The organism is Massilia sp. DD77, from assembly GCF_036961685.1.
GTDB lineage: Bacteria > Pseudomonadota > Gammaproteobacteria > Burkholderiales > Burkholderiaceae_D > Telluria.
On record NZ_JBAMDH010000019.1, the window covers coordinates 55,516 to 74,962 of the forward strand.

Consider the following 19,447-nt stretch of genomic DNA (forward strand, 5'->3'; position numbering starts at 1 on the left):
CATCGTGGGAAGGATTATGCTGTCCCTATGTGATCGAGGAGCAAGCATATGGACAGCACCCATTCCAGCCGTGAGACCACCCTGCGCATCGGCGGCATGACCTGCGCCTCCTGCGTCGCCCGCGTCGAAAAGGCGCTGCTGGCGGTGCCGGGCGTCGAGCGGGCCAGCGTCAACCTGGCAACCGAGAAGGCCAGCGTGCGCGGCGCGGCCTCGCCCGCCGACCTGTCCCGGGCCGTGCGGGCGGCCGGCTACGAAGCGCTGGAGGAAGCGGCCGGCGCGCCCGCTCCGGCACCGCGGGGCGCAGCGCCGTCCTGGTGGCCGGCGGCGGCCGCCGCGCTGCTGAGCGCGCCGCTGGCGGCGCCGATGCTGGCCCAGCCCTTCGGCCTCGAATGGATGCTGCCCGGCTGGCTGCAGCTGCTGCTGGCGACCCCGGTGCAGTTCTGGCTCGGCGCGCGTTTCTACCGCGCCGGCTGGAAAGCCTTGCGCGCCTCCAGCGGCAACATGGACCTGCTGGTGGCGCTCGGCACCAGCGCGGCCTACGGTCTTTCGCTCTACCTGCTGCTGGCGCATGGCGGCCATGCCCATCTGTATTTCGAATCCTCGGCGGTGGTGATCACCCTGGTCTTGCTGGGCAAGTGGCTGGAAGGCCGGGCCAAGCGCCAGACGGTGCAGGCGATCGAGGCCCTGGAAGCCCTGCGCAGCAGCGACGCCCTGGTGCGCCGCGGCGGCCGCGACGTGCGGGTGCCGCTGGCGGAACTGGCCGCGGGCGAGCTGATGGTGGTGCTGCCGGGCGAACGGGTGCCGGCCGACGGCGACGTGATCGAAGGCGCCAGCCACCTGGACGAATCGCTCCTGACCGGGGAAAGCCTGCCGGTCGCCAAGCGGGCGGGCGACAAGGCGACCGGCGGCGCCGTCAATGGCGAAGGCCTGCTGCTGGTGCGCGCCACGGCCGTGGGCGCGGCATCGACGCTGTCGCGGATCATCCGCATGGTCGAGGATGCGCAGGCCGTGAAGGCGCCGATCCAGCGCCTGGTCGACCGGGTCAGCGCAGTGTTCGTGCCGGTCGTGCTGCTGGTTTCGCTGCTGACCCTCCTCGGCTGGGGCCTGGCCGCCGGCGACTGGCAAACGGCGCTGCTGAACGCGGTGGCGGTGCTGGTGATCGCCTGCCCCTGCGCCCTGGGCCTGGCCACGCCGACCGCGATCATGGTCGGCACCGGCGCCGCGGCGCGCCACGGCATCCTGATCAAGGACGCCGAAGCGCTGGAGACGGCCCACGGGGTGGACGTGGTGGTATTCGACAAGACCGGCACCCTGACCGAGGGCAAGCCCGCCCTGGTCGCCCTCGACGGCGACGACGAGCCCGGGTTGCTGCGCCTGGCCTGGGCCGTGCAGCAGTACAGCGCCCACCCGCTGGCGCGCGCCGTGGCCGAAGCGGGGCAGGCGCGTGGGCTGGCGCCCGCGCCGGCCTTCGAGGCGGCGGCGTTGCCGGGACGGGGCGTGCGCGCCGAGGTCGATGGCGCGACCGTCTTCCTGGGCAACCGCCGCATGCTGGAGGAACTGGGCGTGGCTGCCGATACGGCGGCGGGGCAGGCGCACGAAAGCGCCGGCCGCACCGTGTCCTGGCTCGTGGTGCGGCGCGCCGGGACGGTGCGGGTCAAGGGGCTGCTGGCCTTCGGCGACCGCCTCAAGCCGGGCGCACAGGCGGCGGTGGCGCGCCTGCGGGCCATGGGCGTGGAGCCGGTGATGCTGACCGGCGATAACCACGGCGCGGCGCGGGCGGTGGCGGCGCAGCTGGGCATCGCGCGCTTCCATGCCGAGGTCCTGCCGGAGGACAAGGCGCGCGTGGTGGAGCAGCTGCGCCGGGAAGGCCGCAAGGTCGCCATGGTGGGCGACGGCATCAACGATGCGCCGGCGCTGGCCGCCGCCGACGTCGGCATGGCCATGGCCGGCGGCACCGAGGTGGCCATGCAGACGGCCGGCCTGACCCTGATGCGCGGCGATCCCGGCCTGGTGCCGGATGCCATCGCGGTGTCGCAGCGCACCTACCGCAAGATCCGCCAGAACCTGGGCTGGGCCTTTGTGTACAACCTGGTCGGGGTGCCGCTGGCCGCCCTCGGCCTGCTCAATCCCGTATTGGCCGGCGCCGCCATGGCCCTCAGCTCGGTCAGCGTGGTCGCCAACGCGCTGCTGCTGCGGCGCTGGGCGCCGGCCGCGCCGGCCAATCCGATGATCGTCAACGGGGCCACCGCGCCCCATCAACCAGGAGGAAGCACGATGTATGAACTGACCGTGGAGGGCATGAGCTGCGGGCATTGCGTGGGACGGGTCACCAAGTCGGTGCAGGAGGTCGACGGGGACGCGAAGGTCGCCATCGACCTGCCAAGCAAGAGGGTACGCATCGACAGCCGGGCCGAGCTCGAACGCATCGCCGCCGCCATCGACGCCGCCGGCTATCCCGTCAGCGCGCGTTCGAGCGCCTGATGCGATAGCGATACCAGGTTAAAAAACCTGTACCGTTGGTATCTATTACGTTATATTTTGTTGGAAATTGGACAAGGCAGGACCGTATGATGCGCTGAACCGACACGTTTTCCGCCGGATTTCTCCGACTTGCCCCCGGCGGCTTCATGGGACGACCAATGGGACACGGTGTGCTGGCAGAACCGACCGACCTGGCGAAACACCCGCCTACCGCTTCCCAGTTGCGCAACGTCGTCGGCGTGCTCGTCGTCCTGGCCTTGCTGTTCGCCGTGCTGGCTCCGGCGGCCCGCGTGGCCCTGCCGGTGGCGCCCGAGTTCATCCCGATGTACCAGTCGGTGCTGGTGGCCAGCAACCTGATCACCGGCATCCTGCTGCTCGGCCACCTGCATACCGGGCGCTCGCTGGCGCTCGGGATCCTGACCCTGGGCTACCTGTTCACCGCGCTGATCGCGGTGGCCCACATGCTGACCTTCCCCGGCCTGTTCTCCGACGAGGGCGTGCTGGGAGCGAACAGCCAGACCGCGCCCTGGCTCACGATTGCCTGGCACCTGCTGTATCCGCTGTTCGTGCTCGGCTACACCATTCCCTACCGCAGTCCGCTGCCGGGCCACTTCATGCGCCTGGGCGGCTTGCTGACGGCGCTGTTCGTCGCCTTCCTGCTGCTGGTGTCGACCTCGGGCGCGTCCTACCTGCCGCCCCTGATGGACGGCCCGCGCTACCTGCCGCTCTACCGCTGGCTCAGCGCCGCCATCCTGGGGCTGTCGCTGTGGACCCTGTGGACCACGGCGCGCAAGCGGCCGCGCAGCGTGCTCGACGTCTGGCTGACGGTCGCGATGGCGGCCTGGGTGTTCGAAGTGGCGATGTCCTGCCTGCTCAACGGCGCGCGCTACGACCTGGGTTTCTACGCGGGCCGGCTGTACGGCCTGGCGGCTTCGCTGTTCGTGCTGGGCGCGCTGGCGATCGACAACATCGCGCTGCATGCGCGCCTGCACGCCACTTTCCACGAAATGGTCGACACCCGCGCCCGCGCCCAGTGGCAAAGCCTGCTCGGCACGGTGCTGCGCCAGCTGCCGGACGGGGTCCTGATCGTCGACCGGGACGGCGGCTGCGTGATGGCCAACGACCGGGCGCTGGGCATGGTCCGGCATTTCCTGCCGGCCGGCGCCGACGAGAGCCAAGGGCCGGCCACCATGCTGGCGCTGATCGGCGAGCCGGTGCGGCGCGCCATCGCGGGCCAGGGTTTCCACGACGCGGTGCTGGAGACCACGCACCAGGCCGGGCGCCGGGTATACGCGGTGAGCGGAGCGCCGCTGCGCGACGGCGCGGCCGAACTGGCGGCGGCGGTGGTGGTACTGGACGACATCACCGAGCGTACCGAGGCCAGTGCGGCCCTGGGCCGGGCCCTCGACCAGACCCGCTACCTGATCGAGAACACGCCGCTCGCCGTGATCGAGTGGAACCGCGAGTTCGCCATCACGCTGTGGAACCGGCGCGCCGAGGAGCTGTTCGGCTGGAGCGCCGAGGAAGCCCTCGGCAAGCGCATCGACGCGCTGCCCATCGTGCACGCGGACGACGCCGAGCGTGTCTCGGCGGTGGTGCGGCGCCTGTGCGACTCGGCCACCAAGTACGTCAAGTCGAACAACCGCAACCGGACCCGCGACGGCCGCACCCTGTGCTGCGAATGGTACAACTCGGTCCTGCACGATGAGCACGGCGAGATCGTCACCGGCTTCTCGCTGGTGCTCGACGTGAGCGAGCGCGAACAGGCGATGGACGCGCTCAAGGACGCCGACAAGCGCAAGGACGTCTACATCGCGACCCTGGCGCACGAACTGCGCAATCCGCTGGCGCCGATCGCCAACGCCGCGTCGCTCCTGCGCAGCAAGCAGCTGCCGCCCGACCGCATCGAATGGATCGCGGCCATGGTCAGCCGCCAGACGGAGCAGATGTCGCGCCTGCTGGACGACCTGCTGGACGTGTCGCGCATCGGCCGCGGCAAGATCGAGCTGCGGCGCGCACGGGTGGAGCTCGGACGCCTGATCCGCGATACCCTGCAGACCAGCATGCCCCTGATCGAGGCCGGGCGCCACCAGGTGCTGCTCGACCTGTGCGCGGAGCCGCAATGGGTCGACGCCGATGCGCTGCGCCTGACCCAGGTGCTGGCCAACCTGATCAACAACGCGGCGAAGTACACGCCGCCCTGCGGCTGGATCGAGCTCGGGCTCAAGGCGGTGGACGGCATGGCCCAGGTGACGGTACGCGACAACGGCGTGGGGCTGGAGCCGGACGTGATCGAGCGCGTGTTCGACCCCTTCGTGCAGGTCGCCAGCGCCAGCCACCTGGCCCAGGGCGGCCTGGGAATCGGCCTGTCGCTGGCCAAGGGCCTGGTCGAGCTGCATGGCGGCAGCATTGCCGCCGCCAGCGAGGGCGCGGGGAAAGGTTCGCGCTTCACCGTGCTGCTGCCGCTCGACACCAGCGCGCAAGCCCCCGCCAGCGAGCAGCAGGACGCGGATGGGGAGGGGACCATGGCCTGTGACATCCTGATCGCCGACGACAACGTCGACGCCGCCGAATCGCTGGCCTGGCTGCTGCGCTCGGAAGGCGCGAGTGTCGAGGTGGCGCACGACGGCGCCCAGGCCCTGCGCCTGTTCAACGCACGCCCTGCCGCGATCGTGGTGCTGGACCTGGGCATGCCCGAGATGAGCGGGCTGGAAGTGGCCCAGGTGCTGTCGCGCCGCGTCCCGCGTCCCTTCCTGCTGGCGGTCACCGGCCGCGGGCGCCAGGAAGACCGCCTGGCCTCGTTCGAGGCGGGTTTCAACGAGCACCTGACCAAGCCGGTGGCGCCGCAGGAACTGCTCGGGCTGCTGCGCCATGCATGCGCCCATGCCCGCACCGATGGCAACTGAGGGATGGCGGCTCAGGAGCGAAGGCGGGAGGAGTGCGGCGCGCCCGCAACACGGCGTGCGGCATGCGGGCCGGATGATTGCATGTTTGCCAAGCTGCTGCTAGCATCCCCAGCAGACCAACCTCCAGGAAGCCCGCCGTGGAATTGCTGACCCGCCTGTTCGCGCCGCGCCGCCGCAAGACCCGGCAAGAGGTGGCCGGACGCGCCGCGGAAGTGTCCCAGCAGGTCTTGTCCGACATCGGCATCGACCGCTTCCTGAACGGGACGATCCTGCTCGACCGCCAGTTCCGCCTACGCTTCTTTTCCGCCGCGCCGCCTTCCTCCGGGAGCGCCCTCGCCACGATCGCCGTGCGCGACTTGCCCGAAGCCCTGATCCTGCGCGCCTATGTCGAGGACGCCGGCCTCGACGCGGCCACCGTGCGCCTCCACGCGCCCTTGCTGGCCGATGGCCTGATGCGCGAATTGCTGGCACGGGCGCCCGCGCTGCGCGAGCTGCCGCTCACCGACGCCCTGCGCGACCGCCGCCTGTCGGTCCGCTGAGCCGGCCTGCCGCCGCCCATCCGCCACTCATCCGCCACGCATCCGCCGATCGTGTGCGCGCCGCCGCGCGCAGGGGCGCTATGCTTGCTGCAGTTCTCGCCATCCAGAAAAGGAGCGTCCATGCCGCCGGCCCCGCCTTGCCCCGCCATCCCGGGCGCTCCTGCCAGATGAGCGTCCGCAACCTGGGCCGCCTGTTCGCGCCGCGCTCGGTCGTGCTGGTGGGGGCCTCGGAGCGCCCCGGCAGCCTGGGCGCGACCCTGCTGCGCAACCTGCAGGAAGGCGGCTTTCGCGGCCAGCTCTACGCGGTCAACCCCAAGTACGAGCAACTGGCCGGGCGGCGCTGCTACGCCACGGTCGGCGAGCTGCCCGAGGCGCCGGACCTGGCCGTGATCTGCACGCCGCCGGGTACCATTCCCCAGCTGGTGCGCCAGCTCGGCGAGCTGGGCACGCGCGCCGCCGTGGTCCTCAGCACGCCGCCGGCGGCCGGGCGCAAGGAGGCGCGCGGCCGCAGCCTGCGCCAGGCCAGCCTCGACGCCGCGCATCCCTATCTGCTGCGCCTGCTGGGACCGGACAGCGCCGGCCTCCTGATTCCGGGTCTCGGCCTGAATGCCAGCGTGGCCCACAGCGGCGCGCTGCCCGGGCGCATCGCCTTCGTGTCGCAATCCGGTTCGCTCATGACCGGGGTGCTGGACTGGGCGCGTACGCGCGGCATCGGGTTCTCGAGCTTCGTGTCCCTGGGCGACTCGAGCGACGTCGACCTGGGCGACACGCTCGACTACCTGGCCAGCGACGGCGCGACCTCCGCCATCCTGCTGTATGTCGAGGACCTGCGCTATGCGCGCAAGTTCATGTCGGCCGCGCGGGCGGCGGCGCGCAGCAAGCCGGTGCTGGTGCTGAAGGCGCGCCGCGAGAATGCGCGTGCGGCCCCGCGGGCGGCCATCCCTGCGGCCATCCCCGCAGCCAGCGAAAGCGCGGCGCTGGCCAATGCGGACGAGGTGTTCGGCGCCGCCATCCGCCGCGCGGGCATGCTGCGCGTGTACACCACCGAACAGCTGTTCGCGGCGGTCGAGACCCTGGCCTATGCCCGGCCCCTGCATGGGGAGCGCCTGGCCATCCTCAGCAACGGCGAAGGCCCGGGCGTGCTGGCGCTGGACGCGCTGGACTACGGCGAAGGCGTGGCCGCCAGCCTGGCGCCGGAGACGCTGGCGCGGCTCGATGCGCTGCTGCCCCCGGGCTGGGGCGGCGGCAATCCGGTGAACCTGTCAGGCGGCGCGCCGCCCGAGCGCTACCGGCAAGCCCTCGAGATCCTGCTGCAGGACCCGCAGGCCGATGCGGTACTGGTGATCCATTCGCCCACCGCGACCGCCGACAGCCGCGACGTGGCCGAAGCCATCGCCTCGGTGGCGCGCGGCGCCTCGCGCACGGTGCTCTCGTGCTGGCTGGGCGGGGCCTCGGTGGCGGAGGCGCGCGCCATCGCGGCCGGCGCCCGCATGCCGGCCTACCGCACCCCCGAGGACGCCGTCGGCGGCTTCCTGCAGCTGGTGAACTACCGCCGCAACCAGAACCTCCTGATGCAGGTGCCGCCTTCGATGACCGGCACCGTGGCGCCGGACCGGGGCGCGGCGCGCGCCCTGGTGCGCGAGGCCATCGCCGCCGGGCGCTACCTGCTGTCCGACCCCGAGACCAAGGCCATCCTGCGGGCCTACGGCATGGCGCTGGTCGAGACCCGCTCCGCGCGCGACGCCGACGAGGCGGCCGCTTCGGCGCGCGCCCTCGGTTTTCCGGTGGCGCTCAAGATCCTCACCCCCGACGTGATGCACAAGTCCGATTTCGGCGGCGTGGTGCTCGACCTCGACTCGGAGGACGCCGTGCGCGCCGCCGCCCAGCGCATGCGGCGCCGGCTGGGCGAGGTCTTCCCGCGGGCGCGCTTCGAAGGCTATGCGGTACAGGCCATGTGCCGCCGCTCGCACGCGCACGAACTGATCGTGGGCGCGGCCCTCGACCCCGTGTTCGGCCCGGTGATCGTGTTCGGGCAGGGCGGTGTGGCGGTGGAAGTGACCGACGACCATTCGGTCGGCCTGCCGCCCCTGAACCTGGTGCTGGCGCGCGACCTGGTCGACCGCACGCGGGTGGCGCGCCTGCTGGCCGGCTACCGCAACCGCCCGCCGGCCAACCTGGACGCCATCCTGGCGGCCCTGATCCAGGTCTCGCGCCTGGTCTCGGACATTCCCGAGATCGTCGAGCTGGACATCAATCCCCTGGTGGCCGACAGCAAGGGCGCGGTGGTGCTGGACGCGCGCATGCGCCTGGCCATGGCCGACCGCTCCGGCAGCACCCTGGACCGGCTGGCGATCCGGCCTTATCCGCGCGAGCTGGAGGAGACGATAGAGTGGCAGGGCGGGCGCCTGCTGCTGCGGCCGATCCGCCCGGAGGACGGTCCCGCCCACCTGGCCTTCTTCGACGCCTTGACCCCCGACGACATCCGCTACCGCATGTTCGTGCGCATCCGCGAGCTCCAGCCGTCGCAGCTGGCGCGCTTCACCCAGATCGACTACGACCGCGAGATGGCCTTTATCGCCACGCGGCCGAACGCCGAGGGCGTGGCCGAGACCCTGGCGGTGGGGCGGGTGGTGGCCGATCCGGACAACGTCAGCGCCGAGTTCGCGGTGACCGTCCGCTCGGACCTGAAGGGCATGGGGCTGGGCCGCATCATGATGGAAAAGCTGATCGCCTACTGCCGCGCGCGCGGCACCCGCGAGATCGTGGGCGAGGCGCTGCCGCAGAACGCGCGCATCGTCGGGATGGTGAAGAAGCTGGGGTTCGAGGTGAAGATCGGGGAGGAGGGGATCAGGCAGATGCGGCTGGTGCTGCGTTAGGAAGGCTCAGAGTGCGTTCGCCCACCAGCAGTGAGACCGTCGCCCCGGCTTTCGCCGGGACGACGGTTTTGCGGCCTGCGGTTGTTTCAGCGCCTATGGTTTGGATGCTATCCTAGCTCCCGTACGACAACAGGATGCCCCATGCTCACCGCGATCGACAACTACCTGATGGACAGCCGCCCGCGGCGGATCGAAAGCCTGCGCCGCTGGGCCGTCGAGTTCCTCTATTTCGGCATCAAGGAAGCGCGCGCCTGCCTGTTCGTCGGCCTGTTCCTGTTCGCCATGCTGCTCACGCCGCGCGCCGGCGTGCTCGGCATCCCGCGCTACGACGTGCTCCTGATCGTGGCCATCGGTCTGCAGCTGTGGATGGTCTGGGCCAAGCTGGAAACCTGGGACGAGCTCAAGGCCGTCTGCCTGTTCCACCTGGTCGGCTTCGCGCTGGAAGCCTTCAAGGTCTCGTCCAGCATCCAGTCCTGGAGCTATCCCGACTTCGCCTACACCAAGATCTTCGGCGTGCCGCTGTTCTCCGGCTTCATGTACGCGACCATCGGCAGCTACATGATCCAGTCCTGGCGCCTGCTCGACCTGCGCGTGCGCCACCACCCGCCGTACTGGATGGCGGCGACCATCGCGATCCTGATCTACGCCAACTTCTTCACCCACCACTATATCGGCGACTACCGCTGGTACCTGGCCGCCTGCGCCCTGGGCCTGTACTCGCGCACCATGGTCACCTTCCGGCCCCTGGACCGCAACCGCCAGATGCCGCTGCTGCTGGCCTTCGTGCTGATCGGCTTCTTCATCTGGCTGGCCGAGAATATCGGCACCTTCTGGGGCGTGTGGCGCTACCCGAACCAGCTGGGCGCCTGGTCGGTGGTCCACCTGAGCAAGTGGAGCTCGTGGTCGCTGCTGGTGATCATGACCTTCACCATCGTGGCCAGCCTCAAGCACATCAAGGAAAAGATCCACGTGCCTGAGGCGTGAAGCCGGCGCGGGTCACCTGCGGAAGCGCACGTCCTCGCTGACCACGCGCGCGTCGCCCTTGGGTTTCTTCGGCTTCTTGGGTTTCTTGACGATCTGGCCGCCGGCGGCCGTCTCGGGCACCCGGTGGTCGGGCGCGAAGCCTGGTTCCTCGACCCGCTTGATCAGCTGTCCCGTGAGCAGCTCGATCGCGGCCAGCTGCTCGACCTCGTCGGCGCACACCAGCGACACCGCTTCGCCCGAGGCGCCGGCGCGGCCGGTGCGGCCGGTGCGGTGGACATAGTCTTCGGCCACGATCGGCAGGTCGACATTGACCACGGCCGGCAAGTCGTCGATGTCGAGGCCGCGCGCGGCGACGTCGGTCGCCACCAGCACCCTGACTTCGCCGGCCTTGAAGCGCTCCAGCGCGCGCAGGCGCGCCGGCTGCGGCTTGTCGCCGTGGATCGCGTCGGCGTCGATGCGCTTGGCATGCAGCAGGCCGACCAGCTCGTCCACGCCCTTGCGGGTCTTGGCGAAGGCCAGCACCTGGGGCCAGGCATGCTGCTTGAGCAGGTGGATGAAGAGTTCGGCCTTGCGCTTCTTGTCGACCGGCACCAGCCACTGGGCGACGGCGCTGACGGTGGTGTTGCGCGGCGTGGCCTCGATGCGCACCGGCTCGCGCAGCAGGCGGTTGGCCATGGCCCGGATCGGATCCGAGAAGGTGGCCGAGAACAGCAGGGTCTGGCGCTTCTTGGGCAGGACCGCGAACAGCTGGTCGAGCTCCTTGGAAAAGCCGAGGTCGAGCATGCGGTCGGCCTCGTCGAGCACCAGCACCTTGACTTCGTTGAAGCGCACCGCGTTCTGGCGGTGCAGGTCGAGCAGGCGGCCCGGGGTCGCCACCAGCACGTCGATGCCCTTGCGCAGCGCCATCATCTGCGGGTTGATGCTGACCCCGCCGTAGGCGGCCAGCGAGCGCAGCTCCAGGCCTTGCGCATAGGTGCGCACGCTTTCGTGCACCTGCTCGGCCAGTTCGCGGGTCGGCACCAGGATCAGGGCGCGCGCGGCGTTGCTGGACACGGTGCCCGAACTCTTGACCAGGCGCTGCAGCAGTGGCAGGGTGAAGCCGGCGGTCTTGCCGGTGCCGGTCTGGGCGGCCGCCATCACGTCCTTTCCGGCCAGCACGGCGGGAATGGCCTGCTGCTGGACGGCGGTGGGGGTGTGGTAGGCGAGGGTGTCGAGGGTGGCGAGGATCTGGTCGATCAGGCCCAGGGATGCGAACGACATGGAGGGAAACCTTGCGGCTGAAAAATGAACAAGCCGTAGTTTACCCTGCCGCGCCCGGCAACGCGACGTTTGCCGGGCCGGGATTCAGCGCAGGGCGATCACGACCGACAAGTCGGCGATCGGCTTGACGGGCTCGTTATGCTCGCGGCAGCCGGCCAGGGTCAGGCAGACAATGGCCAGCGCGGCGCTCAGGACATGGCGAGGTTGCATGGTGGAGCCCTCCGGGGAATGGCTCCATCATACGCTTTCGCCACAGGTATGCATGAAAAAATCGATTCAGAAGCGGTAGGAGATGCTGGCGCGCAGGACCGGATAGAACTTGTAGTCCGACACGTCCTCGGCCAGGCGCAGCTCTTCCACCGAGACGTCGTTGGCCAGGGCGGTGCAGACGGTGCGGCTGGTGGTGCAGCCGATGCTGACCAGATTGACGTGGGCCTCGCCCTGGTAGATGGCGCCCAGGTCGGCGCTGAAGTTCAGGCGCTTGTCCTGGCTGAGCGCATTGCCCCAGCCGACGCCGAGATAGGGCGCGGCCTTGCGGAAATTGACGGTGCCCTTCAGGACGCCGACGTCGGCGGCCGAGTATTCCTTGCCGTTGATGCGGAACTTGCCAGCGCGGTCGGCGCTGCCGACGGCGTCGAAGCGGGTGCCGTTATAGATCACGCCGCCGGTCACGCGGAACGGGCTGCCCGGACGCAGGTACCAGTCGAACAGGGCGTCGATGGTCTGCAGCTTGCCGTCGAGCTGGTAGTCGATCAAGCCCGAGCGCTTCTCGAAGTCGTGCTTGAAGTAGTTGATGCCGAAGCGGCCGTTGAGGGTGGTCTCCATCGGCACCACCAGGTGGACGCCGGCGCCGGTGGTGCCGGCATCGAGGGTGACGCCGACCTGGGCATGGGCGCAGGCAGCGGTGAGCAGGGCGGCGCAGCCGAGGACGGCGCGGACGGTCTTGTTGAGCGACATGGGTGGCCTTTCGTGGTCTGAAGCCCGGCATTGTAGCCGCTGCGCCCGGCCCGCGCGACGGCGCCGCCGCGCCTGTCCGCCGGTCCGGCGCTTTTTTTGTCCTCCGGCGGTCCGGTTTCGTCGGCCCATACCCGTCTCCGTCGCATAATGTCACTTGGAAATGGTTGGCGTGGCTATGCTGGCCCTGTCAATCACGTTGGAAGGATAATCATGCTCTCAAGTACATTTCACCTCGGACGGCTGCTGCTGGCCTGGGTCGCGGCCTATCTGGCCGTCGTCATCACCCTGCACGAATCCGCGCTGGAACCGTTCGGCGTCGATATCGGCGGCTACATCGCCCTGTGCGGTTTCCTGCTGGGCGCCTGGGTGCTGTCGGTCGCCTTTTCGCACGTGCGCCGGGTGCGCCTGGTGGCCGGGCAGCTCAACCGCAGCACCCTGTCGAACCGCCAGCGGCGCCAGATCGAGGTGCCGTTCGAGGCCGGCGAAGCCTTCGACATGATCGACGCCGCCATCCGCGAACTGCCCGGCTCGGTCATCGCCGACAGCGCCCGCGACAGCCTGCAGGTGCGGGCCAAGGTCCAGCGCATCGATCCCTACGGCGCCCAGTCGCCCTATGCCTGGGCGCTGGAGCACCTGTCGACCCGCCATAACCAGATCCTGGCCACCGTCACCCCGAACGGCGACGACGCCGGCAGCGTGACCCTGATCTGCGAGCCGGAAGGTCCGGCCTGGACCGACTGGTTCCTGGTCGACCACGGCACCAACCTGGAGAACGCCGAGGCCATCGTGCGCGCCATCACCCGCCGCGTGGCCGAGCGCCGCCGCAGCGAGCAAGCCAAGGTGCGCCAGACCGCCACCGAAAAGGAGCTCACCGTGGCCCGCCTGAACCTGCTGCACGCCCAGGTCGAGCCCCACTTCCTGTACAACACCCTGGCCAGCGCCCAGGTGCTGACCCGCAGCGACCCGGCGCGCGCCGACGAGATGCTGGGCAACCTGATCTCCTACCTGCGCCACTCGCTGCCGCGCACCGAGGACGTGCCGTCGACCCTGGGCGAGGAACTGGAGCGGGTACGCGCCTACCTCGACATCCTCAAGATCCGCATGGGCCCGCGCCTGAACCTGCAACTGGACGTGCCGGACGCCCTGAAGAACGTGCTGTTCCCGACCATGATGCTGCAGACCCTGGTGGAGAACGCCATCAAGCACGGCATCGAGCCGAAGCCGGGCGGCGGCACGGTCTGGGTCCTGGCCCGCGCCGTCGACAGCACGGTGGCGGTGACGGTGGCCGACGACGGCCGCGGCTTCACGGCCGAAGGCGGCGGAACCGGCATCGGCCTGCGCAATGTGCGCGAGCGCCTGCGCCTGGCCTATGGCACGGCGGCCGCGTTCTCGATCGTCTCGAATTTCCCGAGCGGCGTCGCGGCCACCATCACGGTGCCGCTGGCGGTGCAGGGTGGGGGAGCACAACATGGCTAATTCCCGTATCAGGTGTGTGATTGCCGAAGACGAGGCGCTGCTGCGCGAATCCCTGGTGGCCCAGCTGGCCACGGTCTGGCCCGAACTCGAGATCGTGGCCGCCTGCGAGGATGGCGGCAGCGCGCTGGAGGCGATCGCCGCCCACCAGCCCGAGGTCGCTTTCCTCGATATCCGCATGCCGGGCCTGAGCGGGCTGGAAGTGGCGGCCAGCCTGGTGGACGCCGGGATACGTACCGAAGTGGTGTTCGTCACCGCCTACGACCAGTACGCGATCGACGCTTTCGAGCGCGGCGCGGTCGACTACCTGCTCAAGCCGGTGGCGCGCGAGCGCCTGGCGGCCACCGTCGGCCGGGTGCGCGAACGGCTGGCGCGCGGCAGCCAGGACAGCGGGCAGCTGGCCGAGCTGCTGGCGCGCCTGGCGACCGTGGTGCCGCCGGCGCCGCGCGCCGAGCCCCTGGTCTGGCTGACCGCCAGCCGCGGCGTCGAGACGCGCCTGATCCTGGTCGACGACGTCGCCTATTTCCAGGCCGATTCCAAGTACACGGTGGTGATGACAGCGGACGGCGAAGCCCTTCTGCGCAAGCCGATCCGCGACCTGCTCGAGGTGCTGGACCCGAGCATGTTCAAGCAGGTGCACCGCTCGACCATCGTCAACCTGCGGGCGGTGGCGGCGGTGACCCGCGACGAGACCGGGCGCGGCACCATCCGGCTGAAGAACCGGCCCGAGACCCTGTCCGTCAGCCAGCCCTTCATGGCGCTGTTCCGCCACATGTAGGGAGATGTAAGCAAGTGTGACATCCCCTACAGCTTGTAAGAATGTGGCCAAGCGAACACAGGGTAAAACGTTGCAGATGATAAAGTTCGTCTTACAACATCCTGAACTTGCGAGACCACCATGAAACACCTGATTTTCGGCGCGGCCATGCTGGCCGCCGCCCTTCCCGCGATGGCCCAGACCAGCGTCAGCGTCAGCATCGGCCAGCCCGGCTTCTACGGCCGTATCGACATCGGCGACTATGCCCGGCCGCAAGTCGTGTATGCGCAGCCGGTGATCATCGAGGAGCGCCGCCACTACCGCGCCGAGCCGGTCTACCTGCGCGTGCCGCCGGGCCACCGCAAGAACTGGAAGAAGCATTGCCGCCGCTACGGCGCTTGCGGCCAGCGCGTGATGTTCGTGCGCGACGAGTGGTACAACCAGGTCGTGGTGCCGCGCTACCGCGAGACACACGTCTACGCGGCGCCGGTGCGCTATGAAGAACCGCGCCGCGGCGGCCATGGCCACGGCCGGGGTCACGACAAGCACGACAAGCATGACAAGCACGGTCGCGGCCACGGACGCGGCCACGACTGACACTGCCCGGCGGCCCGGTTTTTGCAAGCATAGTAAGATTGCCTCATTGCCCACAGTCCGGTGCGAGGCCGGAACGGGCGTCATGACGGAGGCAAGCTTGCGCAGCGAGATCGTGATCGTAGGAGGCGGGGCCGGCGGACTCGAGCTGGCCTGCAAACTGGGCCGCAAACTCGGTCCATCCAAGGTAACGCTGGTCGACAGCCGTCTCTATCATATCTGGAAGCCCTCGCTGCACGAAGTGGCGGCGGGCACCCTCGACATCCACCAGGAAGGCCTGTCCTACCCGATGCTGGCGCACGACAACGGCTTCAGTTTCGTGTTCGGCCCCATGACGGGCATGGACGCCGGCGCCAGGACCATTGCGATCGGCGGGGTGCGCTCGTCCAGCGACAACCAGGAAATCCTGCCCGAGCGGCGGCTGGAATACGGTTCGCTGGTGATGGCGGTCGGCAGCACCTCCAACTACTTCGGCGTGCCGGGCGCGCGCGAACACACGATTTCCCTCAACGCCACCGAAGACGCGGAGCAGTTCCGCCTGCGCATGCTGCGCCTGATGCTGGCGGTCGAGCAGCAGCGCGAGGAGGGCAAGGACGCGGGCCTGGACGTGGTGATCATCGGCGGCGGCGCCACCGGCGTGGAGCTGGCGGCCGAACTGCGCGAAGCCTCCGGCGCCTATGCCCATTACGGCTTTTCTTCGCTGGACGGCAGGCGCGACGTGCGCATCACCATTCTCGAAGGCGCGCCGCGCATCCTGGCACCCTTGCCCGAGAAGGTATCGACCGCGGCCCTCGACCTGCTACAGCAGCGCGGCATCAAGGTGATCACCGATTGCCGCGTCACCGCCATCGAGGCCGACCGCGTGACGGACAAGAACGGCAACGTCTATCCCGCCGACCTGTGCGTGTGGGCGGCGGGCATCCGCGCCCCCGAGCTGCTCGCTTCACTGGGGCTGCCGACCGCCAAGGGCGGCCAGCTCGAGGTCGACGACCGGCTCCGGGTGAAGGGAGCGCAGGGCGTGTACGCGCTGGGCGACTGCGCCGCCTGCGTGGATGGCAAGGGCCAGGCGGTGCCGCCGCGCGCCCAGGCCGCGCACCAGCAGGCCGACTACCTGGCGGACACCTTCCTGCGCCTGGCCAGGGGCGGCGCACCGCGCGGGCAGCCCTATGTCTACAAGGACTACGGTTCGCTGGTATCGGTGGGGCAGACCACGAGCGTGGGCAGCCTGATGGGATCGCTGCGCGGGGCCAGCTGGTTCGTCCAGGGCACCGTGGCGCGCGCGATGTACGCCAGCCTGCACCTGATGCACCACCGGGCCGTGCTGGGGTCGGTGCGCACGGGATTGCTGGCGCTGGCGCGCTTCCTGATCCGGCGCAGCACGCCGATGGTCAAGCTGCATTGAAAAGGCCTTGAGGCCTCAGGCGGGCGTCTCGCGGGGCAGGGTCATGCGCAGTACGGCGCCGCCGGCTTCGCCGCGCAGCAGCACCAGCTCGCCGCCCAGGTGGCGGGCGCGCTCGCGCAGCAGGCGCAGGCCGTGGCAATCGGAGGCGTTCATGGCGGCGGTGCAGTCGCGCGGGCCGGCGCCGTTGTCGCGCACGGTGAGCATCAGCTGTTCGCCGTCGTCGTCCAGGATCACCTCGACTTCGCTCGCCTGGCCATGGACGGCTGCGTTGCGCAGGCCTTCCTCGGCGCAGCGCAGCAGCACCACGCCCTGGGTGCGGCTATAGTGGCCGTCCTCGTCAGGCAAGCTGGCGCGGGCCGCCAGGCCCTGGCGCGCGCCGAATTCCGGCACCAGCTCGGCCAGCGCGGCGCGCAGGCCCAGGAACTCCAGCTTGTCGTTCCAGAGATCGAGCTGCATCTTGCGGTTGGTCTCGATGATCGTGGCCAGCAGCTGCTTCATCTGGGCGCTGCGGTCGCGCATCGCCTTGTTTTCGGCAGGAATGTGCTGGCTCAGGAGAGACAGGTGCATGGTCAGCGCCGTCATCGACGAGCCCAGGCTGTCGTGCAACTGGCGCGCCAGCAGGCGCTTTTCCTCGTCCCAGCAGGCGGCCAGGTAGGCCAGCATCTCGGTGAGGTCTGCGGTGCGCGCCGCGACCTGGCGTTCGAGTTCCGGGGCGGAGTGCGGATGGGCCGGTTCGGTCATCGTTGGCTCGGTTGAATGTTTCCCAAATCATACAACAGTTGGCGGGGCGGCGGCGCGGGCCGCGTGTCCCGTGCGCATGGGGCTGCGTGCGCTCCCGTACAGTCTGTGGAGCATTTGTAGGCGAAGCTGGAACCCGTGGCCGCAGCGCCACCCTACCAAACTGATAGTGCCAATAAACAACACACGGGGGCTTCAATGACGAGCAAACAACAGCAAGACGCGATCGCACTCCTGACTTCCCAGCACAAGGAAGTCACGGCCATGTTCAAGGAATTCGAGGAGCTGGGCGACCGCGCCAAAGCGAGCAAGAAAAAGATCGCCGACAAGATCTGCCAGAACCTGGTGATGCACACCATGATCGAGGAAGAGATCTTTTATCCGGCGATCCGCGACTGTTCCAAGGAAGCGGAGGAGATGGTCGAGGAAGCCATCGTGGAGCATGCTTCCGCCAAGGACCTGATCGCCCAGATCCAGGAAGCCGATCCCGAGGCGGAACTGTACGACGCCAAGGTCAAGGTGCTGGGCGAAATGATCGAGCACCACGTCGAAGAGGAAGAGAAGGAGATGTTCCCGAAGGTCCGCAAGATGGACCTCGACCTGGTGGCGATCGGCCAGGAAATGGCCGCCCGCGCCGACGAGATCATGGCCTCGGCCTGAGCCTGAAGGTGCACCTGAGACCCGGCGCCGCGGCGCCGGGTGGTGTCTTCAAGCTGCCGCCGAGTGCTCGCGCGGTACGCTGAGGGCGTCGAGCAGGCGGTCGATGTTGACCGGCTTGACCAGGTGCAGGTCGAAGCCGGCTTCGAACACCCGGCGCTGGTCTTCGGCCAGGCCGTAGCCGGTCAGGGCGATCAGCTTGACGCCGCGCGTGGCCGGGTCGGCCCGCAGGCGGCGCGCCACTTCGTAGCCGTCGATGCCGGGCAGGCCGATGTCGACCAGGGCCGTGTCTGGCAAGTGGGCGCTGGCCGCGGCCACGCCGGCCAGGCCGTCGCCGGCCTGGTACACCGGATAGCCATGGGCCGCCAGCATGGTGGCCATCATTTCGCGCCCGTCTTCATTGTCTTCGATCAGCAGCACCGAGGGCTTGCCCTCGCCGCCGCTGCGCTGCTCTTCCTGGGGCATGCCCTGCAGCACCGGTTCGGTATGCGGCAGGCGGATCACGAAGGTGCTGCCGTTGCCGGCGCCGCCGCTGTCCGCGCTGACGCTGCCGCCGTGCAGTTCGACCAGGCGCCGCACCAGCGACAGGCCGATGCCCAGGCCGCCCTGCGAGCGGTCGATCGAGATCGCGCCCTGCACGAACACGTCGAACACATGGGGCAGTAGTTCGGAGGGAATGCCGACACCGGAGTCGCGTACGCTCAGGACCACGTCGTCGTCGGCGCGCGCCAGGCCGATGTCGATGCTGCCGCCGCTCGGGGTGTACTTGAGCGCGTTGTCGAGCAGGTTGGAAATGATCTGCTCGAGGCGGGTCGGGTCGCCGTCGACCCAGCCCGGACTGAGGTCGACGCTGATGCGGTAGCCGGCGGTGCGGCCGGTGGCGCGGAAGGTCTCGAGACAGCCGCCCACCAGGTGGGCCAGGTCGGTCGGCTGGCGCGCCAGCAGGATCTTGCCAGACATGGCGCGCGACAGGTCGAGCAGGTCGTCGACGATGCGCGACAGGTGCTGGCTCTGGCGCTGGATGATCTGCTTGGCGCGGCCGACCGTCTCGCTGCTTGCGCCGGGCAGGCCGATCAGCGACGAGGCGCTGCTGATCGCCGACAGCGGATTGCGCAGCTCGTGGCCGAGCATGGCCAGGAACTCGTCCTTGGCGTGGCTCTTGCGCTCGGCGTCGCGCCGCTCCTCCATCTCGCGCACGAGGCGGCGGTTGGTGGCGGTGAGTTCGGTGGTGCGCTGGGACAGCTTCTCGGCCTGGCGCTTGAGCTGCTCGTTCTTCATTGCCAGGGTGACGAAGACCGACACCTTGGCATGCAGGATCTGCGGGATCACCGGCGTGAACAGGAAGTCGGCGGCGCCGCGCTGGTAGGCCTTGAGGCGGTCGATCTCGTCGGCCAGGAAGGCGGTGACGAAGATGATCGGGATGTCGGCCGAGCGCGGACGCTGGTGGATCGCCTCGGCGGTCTCGAAGCCGTCCATCCCCGGCATGTTCACGTCCAGCAGGATGACGGCGAAGTCGTGCAGCAGCACCTGGCGCAGGGCTTCCTGGCCGGAACGCGCGGAGAGCACCATGTAGTTGCTTTCTTCAGCCCATTGGTCGAGCAAACTCGTCAGCGCAAGCAGGCTGGCGGCGTCGTCGTTTACGACCAGAATCTTGGGTTTGTCGGTGGTGGCCACGATGGTTCCTGGTACGGTGTCTCGAATTGTGTCTGGTTATGCGCTAAGAATAACAGACAGTTTTATTTCGCTAAAGCAAAACTCATGGTGAATCGAGCCATGATATCACGCGCAATAAAGTGCAAAAAAGCAAAAATATCAATCGTGCG

The 19,447-nt window shown here is 69.2% G+C and carries 15 protein-coding genes; 10 read left to right on the top strand and 5 right to left on the bottom strand.

All coding sequences use genetic code 11. The annotated features are described in order from the left end of the window. Positions 1-48 precede the first annotated feature (48 nt). From V7778_RS13205 to V7778_RS13225, 5 genes are all read left to right on the top strand, one after another. Positions 49-2,481: a heavy metal translocating P-type ATPase gene (locus V7778_RS13205; protein WP_335555892.1), complete on the top strand. Its 2,433-nt coding sequence runs from the start codon at positions 49-51 to the stop codon at positions 2,479-2,481. A gap of 146 nt (positions 2,482-2,627) precedes the next feature. Continuing rightward, positions 2,628-5,387 carry an ATP-binding protein gene (locus V7778_RS13210; protein WP_335555893.1) on the top strand — a complete coding sequence of 920 codons (2,760 nt, stop codon included), beginning with the start codon at positions 2,628-2,630 and terminating at the stop codon, positions 5,385-5,387. Positions 5,388-5,524: 137 nt separating this feature from the next. Continuing rightward, a complete protein-coding gene (locus V7778_RS13215; RefSeq protein WP_335555895.1) occupies positions 5,525-5,926 on the top strand; it encodes a hypothetical protein in 402 nt (133 codons plus the stop codon). A gap of 80 nt (positions 5,927-6,006) precedes the next feature. After that, positions 6,007-8,802 (top strand): bifunctional acetate--CoA ligase family protein/GNAT family N-acetyltransferase, encoded by a 2,796-nt coding sequence (locus tag V7778_RS13220; protein ID WP_335555896.1) that lies wholly within the window; start codon positions 6,007-6,009, stop codon positions 8,800-8,802. 168 nt (positions 8,803-8,970) lie between these two features. Beyond that, positions 8,971-9,786, top strand: a complete 816-nt coding sequence (locus tag V7778_RS13225; RefSeq protein ID WP_442920723.1) for a DUF817 domain-containing protein — start codon at positions 8,971-8,973, stop codon at positions 9,784-9,786. Positions 9,787-9,798: 12 nt separating this feature from the next. On the opposite strand, the gene V7778_RS13230 is transcribed toward V7778_RS13225, so the two are convergent. The 3 genes from V7778_RS13230 to V7778_RS13240 all read right to left on the bottom strand — a co-directional run bounded on the left by V7778_RS13230 (position 9,799) and on the right by V7778_RS13240 (position 12,003). Beyond that, positions 9,799-11,046 (bottom strand): DEAD/DEAH box helicase, encoded by a 1,248-nt coding sequence (locus V7778_RS13230; protein WP_335555899.1) that lies wholly within the window; start codon positions 11,044-11,046, stop codon positions 9,799-9,801. 84 nt (positions 11,047-11,130) lie between these two features. After that, complete coding sequence (locus V7778_RS13235; protein ID WP_335555901.1) at positions 11,131-11,256, bottom strand: hypothetical protein; 126 nt, start codon at positions 11,254-11,256, stop codon at positions 11,131-11,133. Positions 11,257-11,322: 66 nt separating this feature from the next. Then, positions 11,323-12,003: a hypothetical protein gene (locus tag V7778_RS13240; RefSeq protein ID WP_335555902.1), complete on the bottom strand. Its 681-nt coding sequence runs from the start codon at positions 12,001-12,003 to the stop codon at positions 11,323-11,325. Positions 12,004-12,213: 210 nt separating this feature from the next. Here V7778_RS13240 and V7778_RS13245 point away from each other — a divergent pair, with 210 nt between their 5' ends. The 4 genes from V7778_RS13245 to V7778_RS13260 all read left to right on the top strand — a co-directional run bounded on the left by V7778_RS13245 (position 12,214) and on the right by V7778_RS13260 (position 16,229). Next, positions 12,214-13,479, top strand: a complete 1,266-nt coding sequence (locus tag V7778_RS13245; RefSeq protein ID WP_335555904.1) for a sensor histidine kinase — start codon at positions 12,214-12,216, stop codon at positions 13,477-13,479. After that, positions 13,472-14,254, top strand: a complete 783-nt coding sequence (locus V7778_RS13250) for a LytR/AlgR family response regulator transcription factor (RefSeq protein WP_335555906.1) — start codon at positions 13,472-13,474, stop codon at positions 14,252-14,254. The genes V7778_RS13245 and V7778_RS13250 overlap by 8 nt, the downstream gene beginning before the upstream one ends. Positions 14,255-14,374: 120 nt before the next feature. After that, positions 14,375-14,830 (top strand): hypothetical protein, encoded by a 456-nt coding sequence (locus V7778_RS13255; protein ID WP_335555908.1) that lies wholly within the window; start codon positions 14,375-14,377, stop codon positions 14,828-14,830. Between the two features lie 82 nt (positions 14,831-14,912). Then, positions 14,913-16,229, top strand: a complete 1,317-nt coding sequence (locus V7778_RS13260) for an NAD(P)/FAD-dependent oxidoreductase (RefSeq protein ID WP_335555910.1) — start codon at positions 14,913-14,915, stop codon at positions 16,227-16,229. A 15-nt stretch (positions 16,230-16,244) separates the two neighbouring features. On the opposite strand, the gene V7778_RS13265 is transcribed toward V7778_RS13260, so the two are convergent. Then, positions 16,245-16,970 carry a sensor histidine kinase gene (locus V7778_RS13265; protein ID WP_335555912.1) on the bottom strand — a complete coding sequence of 242 codons (726 nt, stop codon included), beginning with the start codon at positions 16,968-16,970 and terminating at the stop codon, positions 16,245-16,247. Positions 16,971-17,165: 195 nt separating this feature from the next. On the opposite strand from V7778_RS13265, the gene V7778_RS13270 reads away from it, so the two are divergent. Further along, positions 17,166-17,627, top strand: coding sequence for a hemerythrin domain-containing protein (locus tag V7778_RS13270; RefSeq protein WP_335555913.1), 462 nt, complete (start codon positions 17,166-17,168; stop codon positions 17,625-17,627). Between the two features lie 48 nt (positions 17,628-17,675). On the opposite strand, the gene V7778_RS13275 is transcribed toward V7778_RS13270, so the two are convergent. Then, positions 17,676-19,298 carry a response regulator gene (locus V7778_RS13275; protein WP_335555915.1) on the bottom strand — a complete coding sequence of 541 codons (1,623 nt, stop codon included), beginning with the start codon at positions 19,296-19,298 and terminating at the stop codon, positions 17,676-17,678. Positions 19,299-19,447: the final 149 nt, after the last annotated feature.

What these genes read in the sequence shown, in the direction of transcription:
- V7778_RS13250 (WP_335555906.1), top strand. Translation starts at nt 13,472, where the DNA reads ATGGCTAATTCCCGTATCAGGTGTGTGATTGCCGAAGACGAGGCGCTG.
- V7778_RS13235 (WP_335555901.1), bottom strand. Translation starts at nt 11,256, where the DNA reads ATGCAACCTCGCCATGTCCTGAGCGCCGCGCTGGCCATTGTCTGCCTG.
- V7778_RS13245 (WP_335555904.1), top strand. Translation starts at nt 12,214, where the DNA reads ATGCTCTCAAGTACATTTCACCTCGGACGGCTGCTGCTGGCCTGGGTC.
- V7778_RS13255 (WP_335555908.1), top strand. Translation starts at nt 14,375, where the DNA reads ATGAAACACCTGATTTTCGGCGCGGCCATGCTGGCCGCCGCCCTTCCC.
- V7778_RS13260 (WP_335555910.1), top strand. Translation starts at nt 14,913, where the DNA reads ATGACGGAGGCAAGCTTGCGCAGCGAGATCGTGATCGTAGGAGGCGGG.
- V7778_RS13220 (WP_335555896.1), top strand. Translation starts at nt 6,007, where the DNA reads ATGCTTGCTGCAGTTCTCGCCATCCAGAAAAGGAGCGTCCATGCCGCC.
- V7778_RS13225 (WP_442920723.1), top strand. Translation starts at nt 8,971, where the DNA reads ATGGACAGCCGCCCGCGGCGGATCGAAAGCCTGCGCCGCTGGGCCGTC.
- V7778_RS13205 (WP_335555892.1), top strand. Translation starts at nt 49, where the DNA reads ATGGACAGCACCCATTCCAGCCGTGAGACCACCCTGCGCATCGGCGGC.
- V7778_RS13265 (WP_335555912.1), bottom strand. Translation starts at nt 16,970, where the DNA reads ATGACCGAACCGGCCCATCCGCACTCCGCCCCGGAACTCGAACGCCAG.
- V7778_RS13210 (WP_335555893.1), top strand. Translation starts at nt 2,628, where the DNA reads ATGGGACGACCAATGGGACACGGTGTGCTGGCAGAACCGACCGACCTG.
- V7778_RS13270 (WP_335555913.1), top strand. Translation starts at nt 17,166, where the DNA reads ATGACGAGCAAACAACAGCAAGACGCGATCGCACTCCTGACTTCCCAG.
- V7778_RS13240 (WP_335555902.1), bottom strand. Translation starts at nt 12,003, where the DNA reads ATGTCGCTCAACAAGACCGTCCGCGCCGTCCTCGGCTGCGCCGCCCTG.
- V7778_RS13230 (WP_335555899.1), bottom strand. Translation starts at nt 11,046, where the DNA reads ATGTCGTTCGCATCCCTGGGCCTGATCGACCAGATCCTCGCCACCCTC.